Annotated in this window: 18 protein-coding genes; 2 read left to right on the forward strand and 16 right to left on the reverse strand. The window is 48.8% G+C overall.

Annotated features, from left to right (window positions below):
- Positions 1–9 precede the first annotated feature (9 nt).
- The 13 genes from ahrC to aroQ form a co-directional block, all read right to left on the reverse strand.
- Positions 10–459: a transcriptional regulator AhrC/ArgR gene (gene ahrC, locus ASF99_RS02715; RefSeq protein WP_023467586.1), complete on the reverse strand. Its 450-nt coding sequence runs from the start codon at positions 457–459 to the stop codon at positions 10–12.
- 154 nt (positions 460–613) lie between these two features.
- Complete coding sequence (locus ASF99_RS02720) at positions 614–1,420, reverse strand: TlyA family RNA methyltransferase (protein WP_041255024.1); 807 nt, start codon at positions 1,418–1,420, stop codon at positions 614–616.
- A gap of 6 nt (positions 1,421–1,426) precedes the next feature.
- The gene (dxs, locus tag ASF99_RS02725) at positions 1,427–3,313 is read right to left on the reverse strand and encodes a 1-deoxy-D-xylulose-5-phosphate synthase (RefSeq protein WP_023467585.1); all 1,887 of its coding nucleotides are present in this window, start codon (positions 3,311–3,313) and stop codon (positions 1,427–1,429) included.
- Positions 3,314–3,430: 117 nt separating this feature from the next.
- Complete coding sequence (locus ASF99_RS02730) at positions 3,431–4,300, reverse strand: polyprenyl synthetase family protein (RefSeq protein WP_023467584.1); 870 nt, start codon at positions 4,298–4,300, stop codon at positions 3,431–3,433.
- The gene (xseB, locus tag ASF99_RS02735) at positions 4,297–4,518 is read right to left on the reverse strand and encodes an exodeoxyribonuclease VII small subunit (protein ID WP_023467583.1); all 222 of its coding nucleotides are present in this window, start codon (positions 4,516–4,518) and stop codon (positions 4,297–4,299) included. The genes ASF99_RS02730 and xseB overlap by 4 nt, the downstream gene beginning before the upstream one ends.
- Positions 4,519–4,520: 2 nt before the next feature.
- Entirely contained in the window at positions 4,521–5,843 is a 1,323-nt protein-coding gene (gene xseA, locus ASF99_RS02740) for an exodeoxyribonuclease VII large subunit (protein ID WP_023467582.1), read from the reverse strand.
- Positions 5,840–6,673, reverse strand: a complete 834-nt coding sequence (gene folD / locus ASF99_RS02745) for a bifunctional methylenetetrahydrofolate dehydrogenase/methenyltetrahydrofolate cyclohydrolase FolD (RefSeq protein ID WP_023467581.1) — start codon at positions 6,671–6,673, stop codon at positions 5,840–5,842. The genes xseA and folD overlap by 4 nt, the downstream gene beginning before the upstream one ends.
- 69 nt (positions 6,674–6,742) lie before the next feature.
- Positions 6,743–7,147, reverse strand: coding sequence for a transcription antitermination factor NusB (gene nusB / locus ASF99_RS02750; RefSeq protein ID WP_023467580.1), 405 nt, complete (start codon positions 7,145–7,147; stop codon positions 6,743–6,745).
- Positions 7,148–7,267: 120 nt separating this feature from the next.
- Positions 7,268–8,620 (reverse strand): acetyl-CoA carboxylase biotin carboxylase subunit, encoded by a 1,353-nt coding sequence (gene accC, locus ASF99_RS02755; protein WP_023467579.1) that lies wholly within the window; start codon positions 8,618–8,620, stop codon positions 7,268–7,270.
- A 15-nt stretch (positions 8,621–8,635) separates the two neighbouring features.
- Positions 8,636–9,085 (reverse strand): acetyl-CoA carboxylase biotin carboxyl carrier protein, encoded by a 450-nt coding sequence (gene accB, locus ASF99_RS02760; protein WP_023467578.1) that lies wholly within the window; start codon positions 9,083–9,085, stop codon positions 8,636–8,638.
- A gap of 168 nt (positions 9,086–9,253) precedes the next feature.
- Positions 9,254–9,820: an elongation factor P gene (efp, locus tag ASF99_RS02765; protein ID WP_023467577.1), complete on the reverse strand. Its 567-nt coding sequence runs from the start codon at positions 9,818–9,820 to the stop codon at positions 9,254–9,256.
- 35 nt (positions 9,821–9,855) lie between these two features.
- Positions 9,856–10,920 carry a M24 family metallopeptidase gene (locus ASF99_RS02770; protein WP_023467576.1) on the reverse strand — a complete coding sequence of 355 codons (1,065 nt, stop codon included), beginning with the start codon at positions 10,918–10,920 and terminating at the stop codon, positions 9,856–9,858.
- Positions 10,917–11,363 carry a type II 3-dehydroquinate dehydratase gene (gene aroQ / locus ASF99_RS02775; RefSeq protein ID WP_023467575.1) on the reverse strand — a complete coding sequence of 149 codons (447 nt, stop codon included), beginning with the start codon at positions 11,361–11,363 and terminating at the stop codon, positions 10,917–10,919. Before aroQ ends, ASF99_RS02770 begins: the two co-directional genes overlap by 4 nt.
- 156 nt (positions 11,364–11,519) lie before the next feature.
- Here aroQ and ASF99_RS02780 point away from each other — a divergent pair, with 156 nt between their 5' ends.
- Positions 11,520–12,452: a DUF1385 domain-containing protein gene (locus ASF99_RS02780; protein ID WP_023467574.1), complete on the forward strand. Its 933-nt coding sequence runs from the start codon at positions 11,520–11,522 to the stop codon at positions 12,450–12,452.
- A 20-nt stretch (positions 12,453–12,472) separates the two neighbouring features.
- Positions 12,473–12,874 carry an SA1362 family protein gene (locus tag ASF99_RS02785; protein ID WP_055966858.1) on the forward strand — a complete coding sequence of 134 codons (402 nt, stop codon included), beginning with the start codon at positions 12,473–12,475 and terminating at the stop codon, positions 12,872–12,874.
- Between the two features lie 57 nt (positions 12,875–12,931).
- On the opposite strand, the gene hpt is transcribed toward ASF99_RS02785, so the two are convergent.
- The 3 genes from hpt to ASF99_RS02800 form a co-directional block, all read right to left on the reverse strand.
- Positions 12,932–13,459: a hypoxanthine phosphoribosyltransferase gene (gene hpt / locus ASF99_RS02790; RefSeq protein WP_023467572.1), complete on the reverse strand. Its 528-nt coding sequence runs from the start codon at positions 13,457–13,459 to the stop codon at positions 12,932–12,934.
- A gap of 150 nt (positions 13,460–13,609) precedes the next feature.
- Positions 13,610–14,032 (reverse strand): transcriptional regulator MntR, encoded by a 423-nt coding sequence (gene mntR, locus ASF99_RS02795; protein ID WP_035398709.1) that lies wholly within the window; start codon positions 14,030–14,032, stop codon positions 13,610–13,612.
- A gap of 24 nt (positions 14,033–14,056) precedes the next feature.
- Positions 14,057–14,887, reverse strand: a complete 831-nt coding sequence (locus tag ASF99_RS02800) for a lipoate--protein ligase family protein (protein ID WP_023467570.1) — start codon at positions 14,885–14,887, stop codon at positions 14,057–14,059.
- Between the last annotated feature and the right edge of the window lie 82 nt (positions 14,888–14,969).

Raw genomic sequence — 14,969 nt, forward strand, 5'->3', positions numbered from 1 at the left:
GTCAACTCCTTACAGCATTTCTAAAATTCGTTCGGTCACTTCTTTCGCTTGTTCCTCACTTCGTGCGATTAATAGGATCGTATCGTCCCCACACACCGTGCCAAGCAGTTCGTTCCAGCTCAAATGATCCAGTAAGACAGCGACTGCATTCGCATTTCCCGGCAGGACATGCATGACAATCAGATTTTGAGCAGAATCAATCGAGATGAAGCTGTCCCCGAGCAGACGCCGCAATTTCCCGAGTGGGTTGAAGCGTTGGTCGGCAGGTAAACTATATTTATAACGTCCATCATTCAACGGGACCTTAACGAGATGAAGTTCCTTGATATCTCGTGATACCGTTGCCTGTGTAACCTTATATCCTGCATTCCGTAATTCCTCTACCAATTCATCTTGGGTTTCTACTTCCGACTGGGTGATGATCTCCCGAATCTTAATCAACCGTTGCCCCTTTGTCATCCCTGCACCTCACAGTATTCTTCGATGTTACTATTGTAATCCAATAAATCATTAAAAGTCCACGTTTGCCATTTTATTATACGGTTTTCGTCGCTCCGAACAACAAGGAAGACGGACCCATGAACCGGATCCGCCCTCGTTTTCATCTGTTCGTTTAAAGACTAGCATGTGCTTGCTTGACTGTCTCCGTCGCATGGACGGATGAATCAAGTCCTGGTTGACCAAGGCGCGCATGCAATAAGAACTCGATGTTCCCCTCTCCACCAGTAATCGGTGAATAGTCGAGCTGTTTCACATAGAATCCTTGTTGAATGAAGAATTCGACCATCTCCTCGAGGACACGGACATGAATCCGTTCATCACGCACGATGCCTTTTTTACCGATATCATCACGCCCCGCTTCGAATTGCGGCTTGACGAGCGCCATGACATCTCCTCCTTCGACGAGGATCGTCTTCAGCGGCGGAAGCATCAACCGTAACGAGATGAATGAGACATCGATCGTCGCAAACTGCGGCGCAACAGGGAACATGTCTGGTGTCGCATGCCGGAAGTTCGTTTTCTCCATCACCGTCACACGGTCATCCGAGCGAAGCTTCCAGTCCAGCTGATTGGAACCGACATCGAGCGCATACATATGTGCTGCTCCATTTTGTAAGGAGCAGTCGGTAAAGCCACCCGTTGACGATCCAATATCGAGACCTGTTTTACCCGTGACATCGAAATCGAATACTTGAAGTGCCTTTTCCATCTTGAAGCCTCCACGACCGACGTAGGGCATCAATTGACCTTTGACGTGCAGATCGATGTCCGATTTGACCTTCTCACCGGCCTTCTCTAATCGTTCCGTACCACTAAAGACCAGTCCAGCCATGATCGATCGCTTCGCTTTTTCACGCGTTTCAAACAAACCGCGCTCGACGAGAAGAACGTCGAGGCGGATTTTTTTTACATTTTCCATGAATCGTCACACACTCTGTTTCTTTCCTTGATTGACGAAAGCGCGTACTTCTTCTGCGATTTGTCCAGGTAATAATCCGATTTCTTCCAGTAATTCGTTCACACCGCCATGCTCGATATACCAATCTGGAATACCAAAGCGTTTGACGCGTGGGAATGCTTCCTGCTCGTTCGCATGCTCAAGGACAGCTGATCCGAATCCACCTTTTAAGACGGCTTCTTCGAGCGTCACGAGTGGAATGCCTTCTGCGTAAAGGGCATTCAGCATCTTCTCATCAAGCGGTTTGATCGTCCGAGCATTGATGACACGAACCGACAGTTCGTCTGCTAGGAGATCCGCGATTTTGAGCGCATCTTGTACTTGTGGTCCGAACGCAAGGATCGCGACGTCCGTTCCTTCACGTTCGACTTCCCATGTATCAAGCGAAATTTCATGCAGTGTCTCGTCCATTGGTACACCGATACCTTCTCCACGTGGGAAACGAACGGCGATTGGTCCTTCATATTTGACGGCCGAATAGAGCAAGTGTTGCAGTTCGTTCTCATCCTTCGCCATGACGATCCGGATGTTCGGTACGTGACGCATGAAGGCAATATCGAAGACGCCTTGGTGTGTTTCACCATCCGCACCGACGAGACCTGACCGGTCAATCGTAAACGTCACATCTAGATTTTGACGCGCCACGTCGTGAACGAGCTGATCGTATGCACGTTGGAAGAAGGTCGAGTAGATCGATACGACAGGTTTCATGCCTTGCGTCGCTTGACCAGCTGCGAACGTCACAGCATGTTGTTCTGCAATCCCGACGTCAAACATCCGCTCTGGGAATTCTTTTTCAAAACAATCGAGTTTTGAACCGACGCTCATCGCCGGCGTGATCAACGTCAGCTTTTCATCATCGCGTGCCATCTTTGTTAAAGTATCCGCTACCGTAAAGGAGTAACTAGGTGCTTTTGATTTCCCTTTGATGACTTCGCCAGACTCCATCTTGTACGGTCCAAGACCATGCCATGTGCCGACACCATCGAACTCTGCCGGACGATAGCCTTTCCCTTTTTTCGTGATGACATGAAGCAGGACAGGACCTTCTTCTTTTTTCACGTAATTGAGCTGTTCGATTAAATCATCAAGATCGTGCCCATCGACTGGACCATAATAGTTGAAGCCGAGCTCTTCGAAGAACATGCCAGGAACAAGTGCGCCTTTAACGGCTTCCTTCAACTTCTCGCTTCCTTTTTCAAGACGTCCGCCAATGACCGGAATCTTTTTGATCAACGTTTCAAGCTCGTCTTGGGCAAAACGCACTTTACGTGATGAACGAATTCGTCCAAGCATTTGATGCATCGCCCCAACGTTTGGTGCAATCGACATCTCGTTATCGTTCAAGATGACGATGACGTTTTGTTGTTCTGCTCCAATATGATTCAATGCTTCAAGTGCCATACCACCTGTCAAAGCACCGTCACCGATGATCGCGACTGCACGATCACTCTTACCGCTCAGTTCGTTCGAGACAGCAATCCCCATTGCTGCTGACAAGGACGTCGAGCTGTGTCCTGTCTCCCAGACGTCATGCACACTCTCATTGCGTTTCGGGAACCCACAGAGTCCTTTGTGCTGACGGAGCGTATCAAACTGGCTCGCACGTCCTGTCAAAATCTTATGCACGTATGCTTGGTGCCCGACATCCCAGACGAACTTGTCATTCGGACTGTCGAATTCACGATGCAACGCAAGCGTCAACTCGACGACACCGAGGTTCGGTGCCAAGTGTCCACCTGTCGTCGCTAATTCTTCAATCAAAAAGCGTCGAATATCGCCTGCGAGTACTTCGAGTTCGGAGACCGACATACGCTTTAAAAATGACGGATCCTGTATTTCTGTCAATTTCATACCTTACCGCCTCTTTTCCTTACAATCTTATAGGGTTTGTACCCTACATTGTACTAGAACAATCTATCGAGCGCCATTGTCAGCATAGAAAAAGACGACGCAGATGCGTCGTCCTGCTTAATGGTCGCGCTTGACCACGAAGTCGAGCAGTTCCTTAAGTGTCGTCGCTTCGACTGATAATGCATCAATCGCTTGTTCCGCTGCTTCCACCTGAGCTGTCAGTGCGCGTTTCGCTCCTTCAAGACCCAGTAATTTTGGGTACGTTGCTTTTTCGTTCCCTTCGTCGCTACCGACCGGTTTGCCGATTTTTTCAGCATCGCCTGTTACGTCCAAGATGTCATCTTGGATTTGGAATGCGATTCCGAGATGGCGACCGTATTGCTTCAAGTGATCAAGATCCGTCGAGCTGACCGAGGCAAGCAAACCACCCGCTTCGACTGCAAAGACGAGGAGTGCTCCTGTTTTCCGACGGTGAATCGACTCAAGCTCCGCTACGTCATTGATGCCGCCACGCTCACCGAGCATATCGTCGAGCTGACCACCGACCATACCCGTAGCGCCCGCTGCTGTTGCCAACCGTTCGACAAGTGCAAGCTTTACTTCCGGCGAAGCTGGTGCCTCAAGAAGACAGCTGAAGGCGTTCGTGAGCAAGGCATCTCCTGCTAAAATCGCTGTTGCTTCATCAAAAGCGATATGATTCGTCGGACGCCCTCGACGCAGATCATCATCGTCCATTGCTGGAAGGTCATCGTGAATCAGTGAGTATGTATGAATCATCTCAAGTGCCGCAGCAGTCGCGTCACCTTTTGAACGATCGATGGAAAAAGCATCGAGTACCGCATAAATCAAGGCTGGGCGAATTCGTTTCCCACCCGCATCGAGTGAATACCGCATCGAATCGCGTAAACGATCCGGTGCGTCGAGTCGCTCCATGAACTCTTCCATTTTATTTTCGACTTGTGTCTTCCACTCATTCAAAGCAATCATTGCGCTCCTCCTTTTTCCCGAAGCGTACCATCTTGCTCCAGGATTTGATCGAGTTTTTTCTCAGCAACGGATAACTTTCCTTGGCAAAGAGCCGTCAGTTTGACGCCTTCTTCATATAGAGCCATCGCTTGTTCAAGAGGAGCTTCGCCCTCTTCGAGTAACGTGACGATTTCTTCTAATCGTTCCAGTGCTTCTTCAAAAGATTGTTCCGTCTCCATTCTTACTCCCCATCCTCTCGTTTAGCACGAATCGTTCCATCATGGAATCGGATATCGAACGAAGACGCTGTCAATGCCTTCGCGGAACGGACGATTTGTCCATCCTGTTCGACATACGTATAACCGCGCATCAGAACATGCGTAGGACTGACGGAGTCGAGTCGCGCGAGCACATGACGCACCTGTTGTTGCTTCGATTGTAAAAGTCGACGAACGATTTCGAGTCGACGTCGTGATTGTTCAATCGTCGCCCGTTGTTGCACGAAGCGATCCCGCATCGGCACACGCATTAAGCGTGTGTCAAGACGCTCCACCTGTTGCTGGTGTTGCGCTACTACTTGCTTGATCTCCTTTTGGAGTGACATCTCTGCCCGGTCCAATTGTTCCTGCTTCAGTCCGAGTAGGACGCGTGGTGATTTCAGACCATAGCTCGCGGCAAGCCGTGTCACTTGCTCTTGTTTACTTTTGAGGAGTTGTGCATACGTTCGTTCTAAACGTCGCTCTACATCCTGCACACGTCGAGTGAGTGCCTCTGCTTCCGGAGTGACGAGTTCTGCCGCTGCCGTTGGTGTAGCAGCACGAACGTCGGCGACGAAATCACTGATCGTAAAATCCGTTTCGTGACCGACAGCAGAGACGATCGGAATGCGGGATTCAAACACGGCTGTCACGACAGACATCTCATTGAATGCCCACAGCTCCTCAATCGAACCACCACCACGACCAATGATCAACACATCACAGGCAGCATGCTCATTCATCAGCTGAATGGCACGACTGATTTGTGGTGCCGCGTCCGCTCCCTGTACAAGGACCGGGGCGAAGACGATGGCTGCTTGCGGATAGCGGCGCCGGAGTGTCGTTGCGATATCATGAAGCGCTGCTCCTTTTGGCGACGTGATGATTCCGATGCGCTCTGGAAACGCTGGCAACGATTGTTTGATTGCTGGATCAAACCAACCACGCTCTTCAAGATCCACCTTCAAGCGTGAGAACGCCTCATATAGCGCTCCTACACCATCTTCCGTCATCCGTTCGACATAGAGTTGCATCTCTCCAGAAGAGACGTAAACGGATAAGCGCGCGGTGACGACGACACGCATCCCATCGCGAACGTCTGCTTTGACTCGACTCGCATCCCGGGCAAACATGACGGCTTTCATCCGTGACTGCTCGTCCTTCAACGTAAAATAAAGGTGACCGGAAGAGTGTCGTTTAAAGTTCGACACTTCTCCCACCACCTGGACTTGTTGCAGAAGGGCGTCGCCTTCTAGTTCACGTTTGACATAGTGGACTAAATCGGAAACGTGAAGAGGTTCGCTCATCGCGCAGCCTCGATCGTGTTATGCAGTAGCATCGTGATCGTCATCGGACCAACGCCACCTGGAACAGGTGTGATCATCGATGCAACGTCTTGTACCGTATCAAACTCGACATCACCGACGAGTTTGCCATCGACACGGTTGACACCAACGTCAATGACGACAGCACCCGGTTTCACCATATCCGCCGTAATCAGCTTCGGTACGCCGACTGCGACGATCAAGATATCCGCTTGACGCGTCATCGCACCGAGATCTTTTGTCTTGGAATGACAATAGGAAACGGTAGCCGATTCATTCAAGAACAACATACCGACGGGTTTACCGACGATTTGGCTACGACCGACGACAACGACGTGTTGACCGGCAATCGGTACGTTCATCTCTTTGACGAGATGAAGAATGCCGTTTGGTGTACACGGTAAAAATGTCGGTTCACCAATCATCATTTTCCCGACAGAGACAGGATGAAAACCATCGACGTCCTTTTCAGGAGAAATCGCAAAAATGACTTTACTCTCATCAATATGGTCAGGCAACGGCAATTGAACGAGAATCCCGTGGACACTCGCATCAACGTTCAGACGTTCGATCAAGTGAAGAAGCTCTGATTCCGTAGTTTCTGCCGGAAGTCGGATCAACTCCGAATCCATGCCGATTTCCTTCGCCGCCTTTTCTTTACCACGTACATAGGACTGACTAGCAGGATCTTCGCCAATCAGGATGACAGTCAATTGCGGTTGAATCCGCTGTTCTTTCAGACGTGCGACTTCTTCTTTCAGCTTCATACGATATGAATGGGCTACCTGTTTTCCATCGATTACTACTGCCATGATTTGTCCACTCCCCCAAAAAGTTCGATTCACTCTTCTGTCTGTTTGTCTCTATTCGGTTTTACAAGTTTATGAATTTTCTTTGACGACGCCTTGTGCGACCTTACCGAGAACACCGTTCACGATTTTTGTTGCTTCTTCGTCAGCGAACGCCTTCGTCAATTCAATCGCTTCGTTGATCGTCACTCGAACCGGAATGTTCGTTTCGAACAATAATTCGTAGACGGCTAAGCGAAGAATCGTCCGCTCGATGTTTCCGAGTCGTTCGAATGACCAGTTGACCAGTGCTTCTCGGATGTGTTGGTCAATCGTTGCTTTGTTCGTTTCGACACCGTTCACCAATTGCTCGACGAATGTGTCATATTCCTTACCTTCTACCGCGAATTCAATGGCCTCTTGTGCAGTCAGATCCGAAAGCTCCATTTGGAACAAAGATTGGACTGCGAGTTCGCGTGCCATGTGTCGTTTCATCATGATTTTGCGTGCTCCTTTTTTTGTCGTTCTCAATCAGTTAGTTTAGCACATTCCTCTTTTAAAAAACATAGAGAACGCCAAAAAAAGACGGGAGTTCGTCGCACAAACTCCCGTCCTGATTCAGTTAACGATCGTACCTTTTAGCTCACGCTCTGCGAATTTCGTCGTGAACGTCCCACGCCGGAATACCGGGTGACTGAGAACACGTTCGTGGAACGGGATCGTCGTTTTGACACCTTCAATCCAAAATTCAGCTAGTGCACGTTCCATCTTCGCACATGCTTCTTCCCGTGTTTCCGCATGGACGATCAATTTCGCGACCATCGAGTCATAGTACGGTGGAATCATGTACCCCGGATAGACTGCGCTATCGATACGTACGCCCATTCCGCCTGGTGTCACGTATTGTGTGACGCGTCCAGCAGACGGACGGAAATCATGATCTGGATCCTCGGCATTGATTCGGCATTCGATCGAATGACCGTGGAACTTGATATCCTTTTGTTTAACGGCAAGCGGATGATCGAGCGCGACTTGCAATTGCGCTTGAACGAGATCGAACCCAGTGATCATCTCCGTTACCGGGTGTTCGACTTGAATGCGTGTGTTCATCTCCATGAAGAAGAACTCTTCCGTCTCTTCGACGAAGATGAATTCGATCGTCCCAGCTCCTGTATATTGAATCGCTTTTGCGGCTTTTACGGCAGCCTCTCCCATCTTCAATCGTGTCGCTTCACTGACCGCAGGTGACGGCGCTTCCTCGATCAGTTTCTGCATCCGGCGCTGGACGGTACAATCCCGTTCACCGAGGTGAATGACATTCCCGTGACGATCGGCGAGGACCTGTACCTCGACATGGCGGAACTCTTCGATGAAGCGTTCTAAATAGACATCCCCGTTTCCGAAAGCTTGTTTTGCTTCACGGCGTGTCTCACTTAGCCCGTTGATCAGCTCTTCTTCCGAACGAGCGACCCGAATCCCTTTACCGCCACCACCTGCTGTTGCTTTGATGATGACCGGATAACCAATTTCTTGCGCCAGTGCGACCGCTTCTTCGTCCGTGACCGTTCCATCTGAACCAGGCACGACGGGCACTCCACACTCGATCATCGTCTTCTTCGCAACGTCCTTGATCCCCATCTGACGGATCGCATCCGACGTCGGACCAACGAACTTGATCCCGCACGCTTCACACATCTCAGCAAAATCAACGTTTTCTGCTAGGAAACCGTAACCCGGGTGGATCATCGTCACTTGACGGTTCGTTGCGACCGCGAGGATATTCGTAACGTTTAAGTAAGATGAAGCAGAACTCGCCTCACCGATGCAGTACGCCTCATCGGCTAAACGAACGTGTAAGGCTTCCTTATCCGCTGTCGAGTAGACAGCAACGGTTTGTATTCCAAGTTCCTTTGCCGCTCGAATGATGCGGACGGCGATTTCTCCACGGTTGGCAATCAATAATTTTTCCATGCTGTTCACCCCCGTTTACGGACGGATCCGGAAGAGTGGTTGACCAAATTCAACGAGATCTCCATCGGCGACAAGAATCTCGACGACCGTTCCAGATACTTCCGAGTTTAAGTTATTGAAGAGTTTCATTGCTTCAAGGACACAAACGATCTGACCCACTTCAATCTGATCACCGACTTTGACGTATGCAGGTTTATCTGGATTCGGACGCGAATAGAACGTTCCGACCATCAAGGCATTGATCGTGACCGTATCATCCGTAGTCACCTCTTCCTCGACTGGTGCTGCCGCTTGCTTCACAGGAGCTGGCGCCGCCACTGGAGTAGCAGGTGCTTGGTGCGAGACCGTTACTGTTTCTCCTTGTTTCTTCAACTTCAATTTATACGTATCCGTCTCGAGTGAGAGTTCATTTACACTCGACTGATCGAGCATTTCGAGTACTTGTTTCAACTGATCGATTTTCATCTGTCATTCTTCCCCCATCTATGCTGTATTCACAATTATTATACCAGGTGCTAATGCCTACTCAAATACTTATATTAACTGGTCATACCATTGGATGCAAGTCAAGCTGGATGAAAAAAGACGTCTCTCGACCTGATAAAAGGTGAGAGACGTCTTGTCGTTTCAATATTATCCGTTGTAACGACCTGTGAAATCACCTGTACGTGTATCAACCGTTACTTTTTCGCCTGCTTCGATGAAGAGTGGGACTTGAATGATATGACCTGTCTCCACTGTCGCATTTTTCTTGACGTTCGAAGCTGTATCACCCTTAACGCCAGGCTCTGCTTCAACGATCGTCATGACGACTGTGTTCGGCAATTCAAGACCGAGGATTTCGCCGTTGTAAACCGCGATTTGAACTTCCATGTTTTCAAGCAAGTATGGAAGAGCTGCTTCGACTTGTGCCGTCGTCAATTCCAATTGCTCATACGATTCTGTGTCCATGAAGACGTAAGTCTCGCCCATTGGGTAAAGGTATTGCATCTTGTTACGCTCGATGTGTGCACGCTCGACACGCTCACCACCACGGAATGTCATCTCTTGGATGTTTCCGTTACGGATGTTACGCATTTTCGTCCGAACGAACGCTGCCCCTTTACCTGGTTTAACATGTTGGAATTCAAGTACTTGCCAAATCATACCGTCTGAAGTCTTAATCGTTAATCCTGTTTTTAAATCGTTTACTGATACCATGAATGGTTCCTCCTAAAATGTCCCGTCACTCTGAATTAGAGAGTGATCAGTTCTTTTGGTGAAGACGAAAGAATTTCTCGACCTGTTTCCGTGATCAAAACGTCATCTTCAATCCGGCATCCGCCAACTTGCGGCACGTAGATACCTGGTTCGACCGTAACGATCATGCCCGGTTCAAGTTTCGTCTCAGAGCGGAACGACAAGCCAGGTCCTTCATGTACTTCTAGACCAATACCGTGTCCCGTCGAGTGACCGAAGTACTCACCGTAACCTGCTTCTTTGATGATATCACGTGTCAATGCGTCCGCTTCGATCCCAGTGATGCCTGGTTTTAAGCCGTCGACACCCGCTAGTTGCGCTTGCAAGACCGTATCGTAGATCTTCTGCAACTCGGCATTGATCGGACCGACTGCGACAGTCCGTGTGATATCTGAAACATAACCGTTCAAGAGCGCTCCGAAATCAAGCGTGACGAGTTCACCCGTCGCAATGACCTTCGAGCTGGCAACACCGTGCGGCAAGGCAGAACGATAGCCCGATGCCACGATCGTATCGAAAGAAGAAGACGTCGCTCCATGCTTCCGCATGAAGAATTCTAGTTCATTTGATACTTCAAGTTCCGTTCGTCCTGGTTGAATGTACGTCAAGATGTGTTGGAAGGTCGCGTCTGCGAGCTCCACCGCTTCCTTAATCATCTTAATCTCTGACGAATCCTTAATCAAGCGTAGGTTTTCAATGATTCCTGTCGTCGGAACAAGCTCGATTGCTGAAGCTTGATCGTATGCTTCAAAAGCACCGAGTGTCATCGCATCCTTTTCGACACCAACCGCGCGAACACGCGCTCCTGCCATCAATTCGCCCATCGTCTCTGGAATCGAACGTTCGATTTGAACGATCTCCATTCCTTTGACTTGGTCTGCCGCTTGCTCCGTGTAACGGAAATCCGTCACGAAGTACGCTTGCTCTTCTGTTACGAGACATGCACCGCTTGATCCCGTGAAGCCGGAAATGTATCGAATGTTCTCTGCTTTCGTGACGAGTAATCCTGGAAGGTCCCGTTCCTTTAAAGCTGCTTGTAACGCCTCGATCCGTTGTTTCATGATTGATTTCCCCCTTGTTCCGATTGTTGTAAAGCTTGGAGTGCCTCCGTTGCCAGACGATATCCCGTCATGCCAAGTCCAGCGATGACACCTTGGCAGACGGGTGCGATCATCGAATGATGCCGGAAGGATTCACGTGCATGGACATTCGATAGATGGACCTCGATGACGGGCGCTTCGATTGCAGCAATCGCGTCACGTAACGCGATACTCGTATGCGTGTAGGCAGCAGCATTGAAGACGATGCCGTCCGCTCCCCGTTCCTCGTGAAGAACATCAATCAGTCGTCCTTCATGGTTCGATTGTTCAAACCGAAACTGAATGTTCGGAAAATAAGTGCGAAGGTCGTGTTCTAAGTCGGCTAATGTCGCCGTTCCATATGTATCCGGTTCGCGTGTTCCGAGTAAATTCAAGTTTGGTCCGTTTAATATCAAGACACGCAAAAAAACACCTCCTCGAATTCCTTTTCATTGTATCATAACCCGATTTCCGACTCCTAAAGATTACCTCGTTTTGACGAGTCGAACATAGTTTTTTTGTTGTAAATCAAGTACACTGACGATACACCTAATTTTAATGAAGACGGGATGCGTTCTATTATGAAAACGACTAATCCGCCGGTCGGTGGTCAAGCCATCGTCGAAGGCGTCATGTTCCAAAATGCGACCCACGCGGTCTCAGCGATTCGTCGAAACGATGAGTCGATCGAGACGTTCGCCCAACAAAAACCGGTTCGACCACGAATCGCTAAAGGCAAAAAAATTCCACTTCTACGTGGCTTGTTCGCTTTGATGGAGTCCTCAGCGAATGGTGCCAGTCATATGAACTTCGCAAGTGACCGATACGGTGTCAAACCTGGTGAAGAAGAGCCGGAAGAGACGACTGCCAGCCCTTTGACGAAATGGCTCGGCGTAGCTGTCGTCGGAGTCCTATCATTCTTTTTCGGTAAATTACTTTTTACGTTACTACCTGCTTTCCTTGCGTCACTATTCGATGTGTTCCCTGCTTTATCAGGACATGTCATTCAAAATGTCATCGAAGCAACAATCAAATTAACGCTTTTGTTCAGTTACCTCTACGTGATTTCATTGACTCCGCTCGTCAAACGACTCTTTCAATATCACGGTGCAGAGCATAAGGTCATCAACTGCGTCGAATCAGGACGCCCACTCACGGTCGAAAACGTTCGCGTCAGCAGTCGTCTTCATTACCGTTGCGGCTCGAGTTTCTTGATCTTCACCGTCATCGTCGGATTTTTCGTCTATCTGATCGTGCCAACGGATCCGCTTTGGTTGCGTCTCGTCTGCCGGATCGCTTTATTACCGGTCGTCATCGGTCTTTCATTTGAAGTGTTGCAGCTGACGAACAAAGCACAGCACATCAAAGGACTTCGCGTCATTGCCTTGCCTGGCCTATGGTTACAATACTTGACGACGAAAGAACCGGACGATGCACAGATCGAGGTTGCGATTTATGCGTTTGAAGCATTGGAAAAACAGGAACATAACCTACATGAGAATGCACTGGGTTAATCGATAACAGGGGTGATATTATGATCAGACAACGCATTGGTTCTACATTTGCACTCGTCGTGTTACTGTTCGCTTTTGTCGGCTTCGGATATAAACTCGTCAATAATCCAAGTAGTCTGTTTTCACAATTGCTGTTCTTCGGGATTACCGCCGGGATCATCTTCTTGCTCTTTAAGTTCCTGACTCGTAATCGAAGCGTCGGAACGGGCGCAAATGCTCAGTACCGAAAATCCGTCGCTCAATCAAAAAAAATGCATGGCTCTTCGAATTCTGTTCGCCGGACAGACTTTAAGAAAAAAACGGTCAAGTCTTCAAAAGCGCCGGCATCGAATAAAGTCAGACCGTTGCGGGATCGTTCAAAAGCTCCTCATCTGACAGTCATCGAAGGAAAAAAAGGCAAAAAGAAAAAACGTGCTTTCTAATTTCAGAAGTACATTAAAAAGGAGATTCGTCATGCGACGAACCTCCTTTTTTCGTGTTCAATCCGTTTCGACCCAACCGATATACGGTAGATTGCGATATTCCTCCGCACAATCGATTCCGTACCCAACAACGAAGTAATCCGGAATCTCGAAACCGACATAGTCTGCGTCGAGTTTTACTTCACGGCGTGCCGGTTTATCAAGCAATGTACATACTTTGAGAACTCCGGGTTGATGCAATTTCATGTGATCACATAAGAAATGGAGCGTCCGCCCTGTGTCGATGATATCTTCGATGACGACGACATATTTCCCTTGCACATCGAGATCGAGATCTTTCTTCAACTGAACACGCCCGGAAGAGACGGTCTTTGTTCCGTAAGAAGAGCACGCGACTGTATCAATTTGAACGCTTCCTTTGATTTCGCGCATCAAATCGGCAGCAAAGACCATCGATCCTTTTAACACGACGACGAGAACGATTTGACGCCCAGCCGCATCTGCTTCGATCTGTTGTGCTAATTCACGAACTTTTTCTTTCAGTTGTGACTCCGACACTAATTTTTCTTTAATCGTGATTTCCATGACAAGGTGCGAACACCCGCCACCCCCTTCGTCCATTTTCAGGCTCAGTATAGCATATCCAACTTAAAATGCGCACTTTATCATAAAAATGTAATGGATCGTTCGTGTTTGAGAACTTTTTTTTAGCAAAGAAATATAAAAAAACAAGCCTCAATCCTCTGGATGGGCTTGTTGATAGCGATGCAGTTCCTCTTTCAAACCAGGACGTTCCGCGAAAAACTGAATCATTCCGTTAATCTTATCCAATGCTTCGATACTAATATGGTGCTCGATTCCTTCGACATCCTTATAGATCAGTTCTTCATCCACACCAACGAGACGAAGAAAATCTTCAAGTAAGGCATGTCGTTCCACGAGACGCTTTCCGATTTTGCGTCCTTTAGGCGTCAGCATGAGACCCCGATACTTTTCATAAACGAGGTACGTCTCCCGGTCAAGCTTTTGAACCATCTTCGTTACCGAGGACGGGTGAACTCCTAACGACTCCGCTATATCCGACACGCGGGCATATCCCTTATCTTCGATCAGTTTATAAATTTGTTCCAAATAATCTTCCATACTCGGAGTTGGCACGACATCACCTTCCCATTTCATTCATTAGCGTTTCCAGTTCCACTCATCACTACGGTATTTCTCGGCAAGACGCTCAATCTCCTGCCACTGCTCGCTAGTGAACGTTAACGGAACGAACGACAAATCAAGCGCCTCTTCGAAGCCTTTCGTGAACGCTTCTCGTACCTCGTCAAATGCTACAGCGCGACCTGCTAGCTCATTCAAAGCGACAGCTTTTCCTGAAAAACGCGCTTTCATCCGCTCGCGCGTTGACTCATCATCATACAAGAAACAATCAAACAATTCACCTTCATCGACAGAGAGCGGGACCGAGCCGTGCTGTAAGACAACGCCTTGATGGCGGACTTGTGCACTTCCAGCGACTTTCCGTTTTCCGACAGCGAGTTCATAATACGATGCGGCATCAAAACAAACGGCTGATTTCGGCTTCCGTAACTCTTCTTTTTCCTCTTCCGTCAACGGAACGGAAAATTCGACCGGAATGCCGAGGTGATGGTATCCTTTGCGAATCCCTTCCGTCAACATCCGATAACTTTCGATGACCGTGCGTGGTAAACCTTCTGTATCTTCCGGGATGACGACACTGTACGTCAACTCGTCTGCATGCAAGACAGCGCGCCCTCCTGTCATCCGACGCACGATCGGAATCCCGAGCTCTGCAATCCGCTCTCGATCGATATCACGGGTTGCCCGTTGAAAATGACCAACACTTAATCCGCGTGGTTCCCATGAGTAAAAACGAAGCGTCGGTGCGATCTCCCCCCGCCCGACGAACTGAATCAATGCTTCATCGATTGCCATGTTCATTGCCGGCTCCATCGCCGGCGTCGTCAACACTTGCCACTCTCTGTTCACTTGAGCACCCCCAAAACGTTTCCGTCTTAGTGTATCAAACCCATTCTCGGTCGCGCAATCACGAGTCGATTGCCGAAATCGA

It is taken from the genome of Exiguobacterium sp. Leaf187, from assembly GCF_001423925.1.
GTDB lineage: Bacteria > Bacillota > Bacilli > Exiguobacteriales > Exiguobacteriaceae > Exiguobacterium_A > Exiguobacterium_A indicum.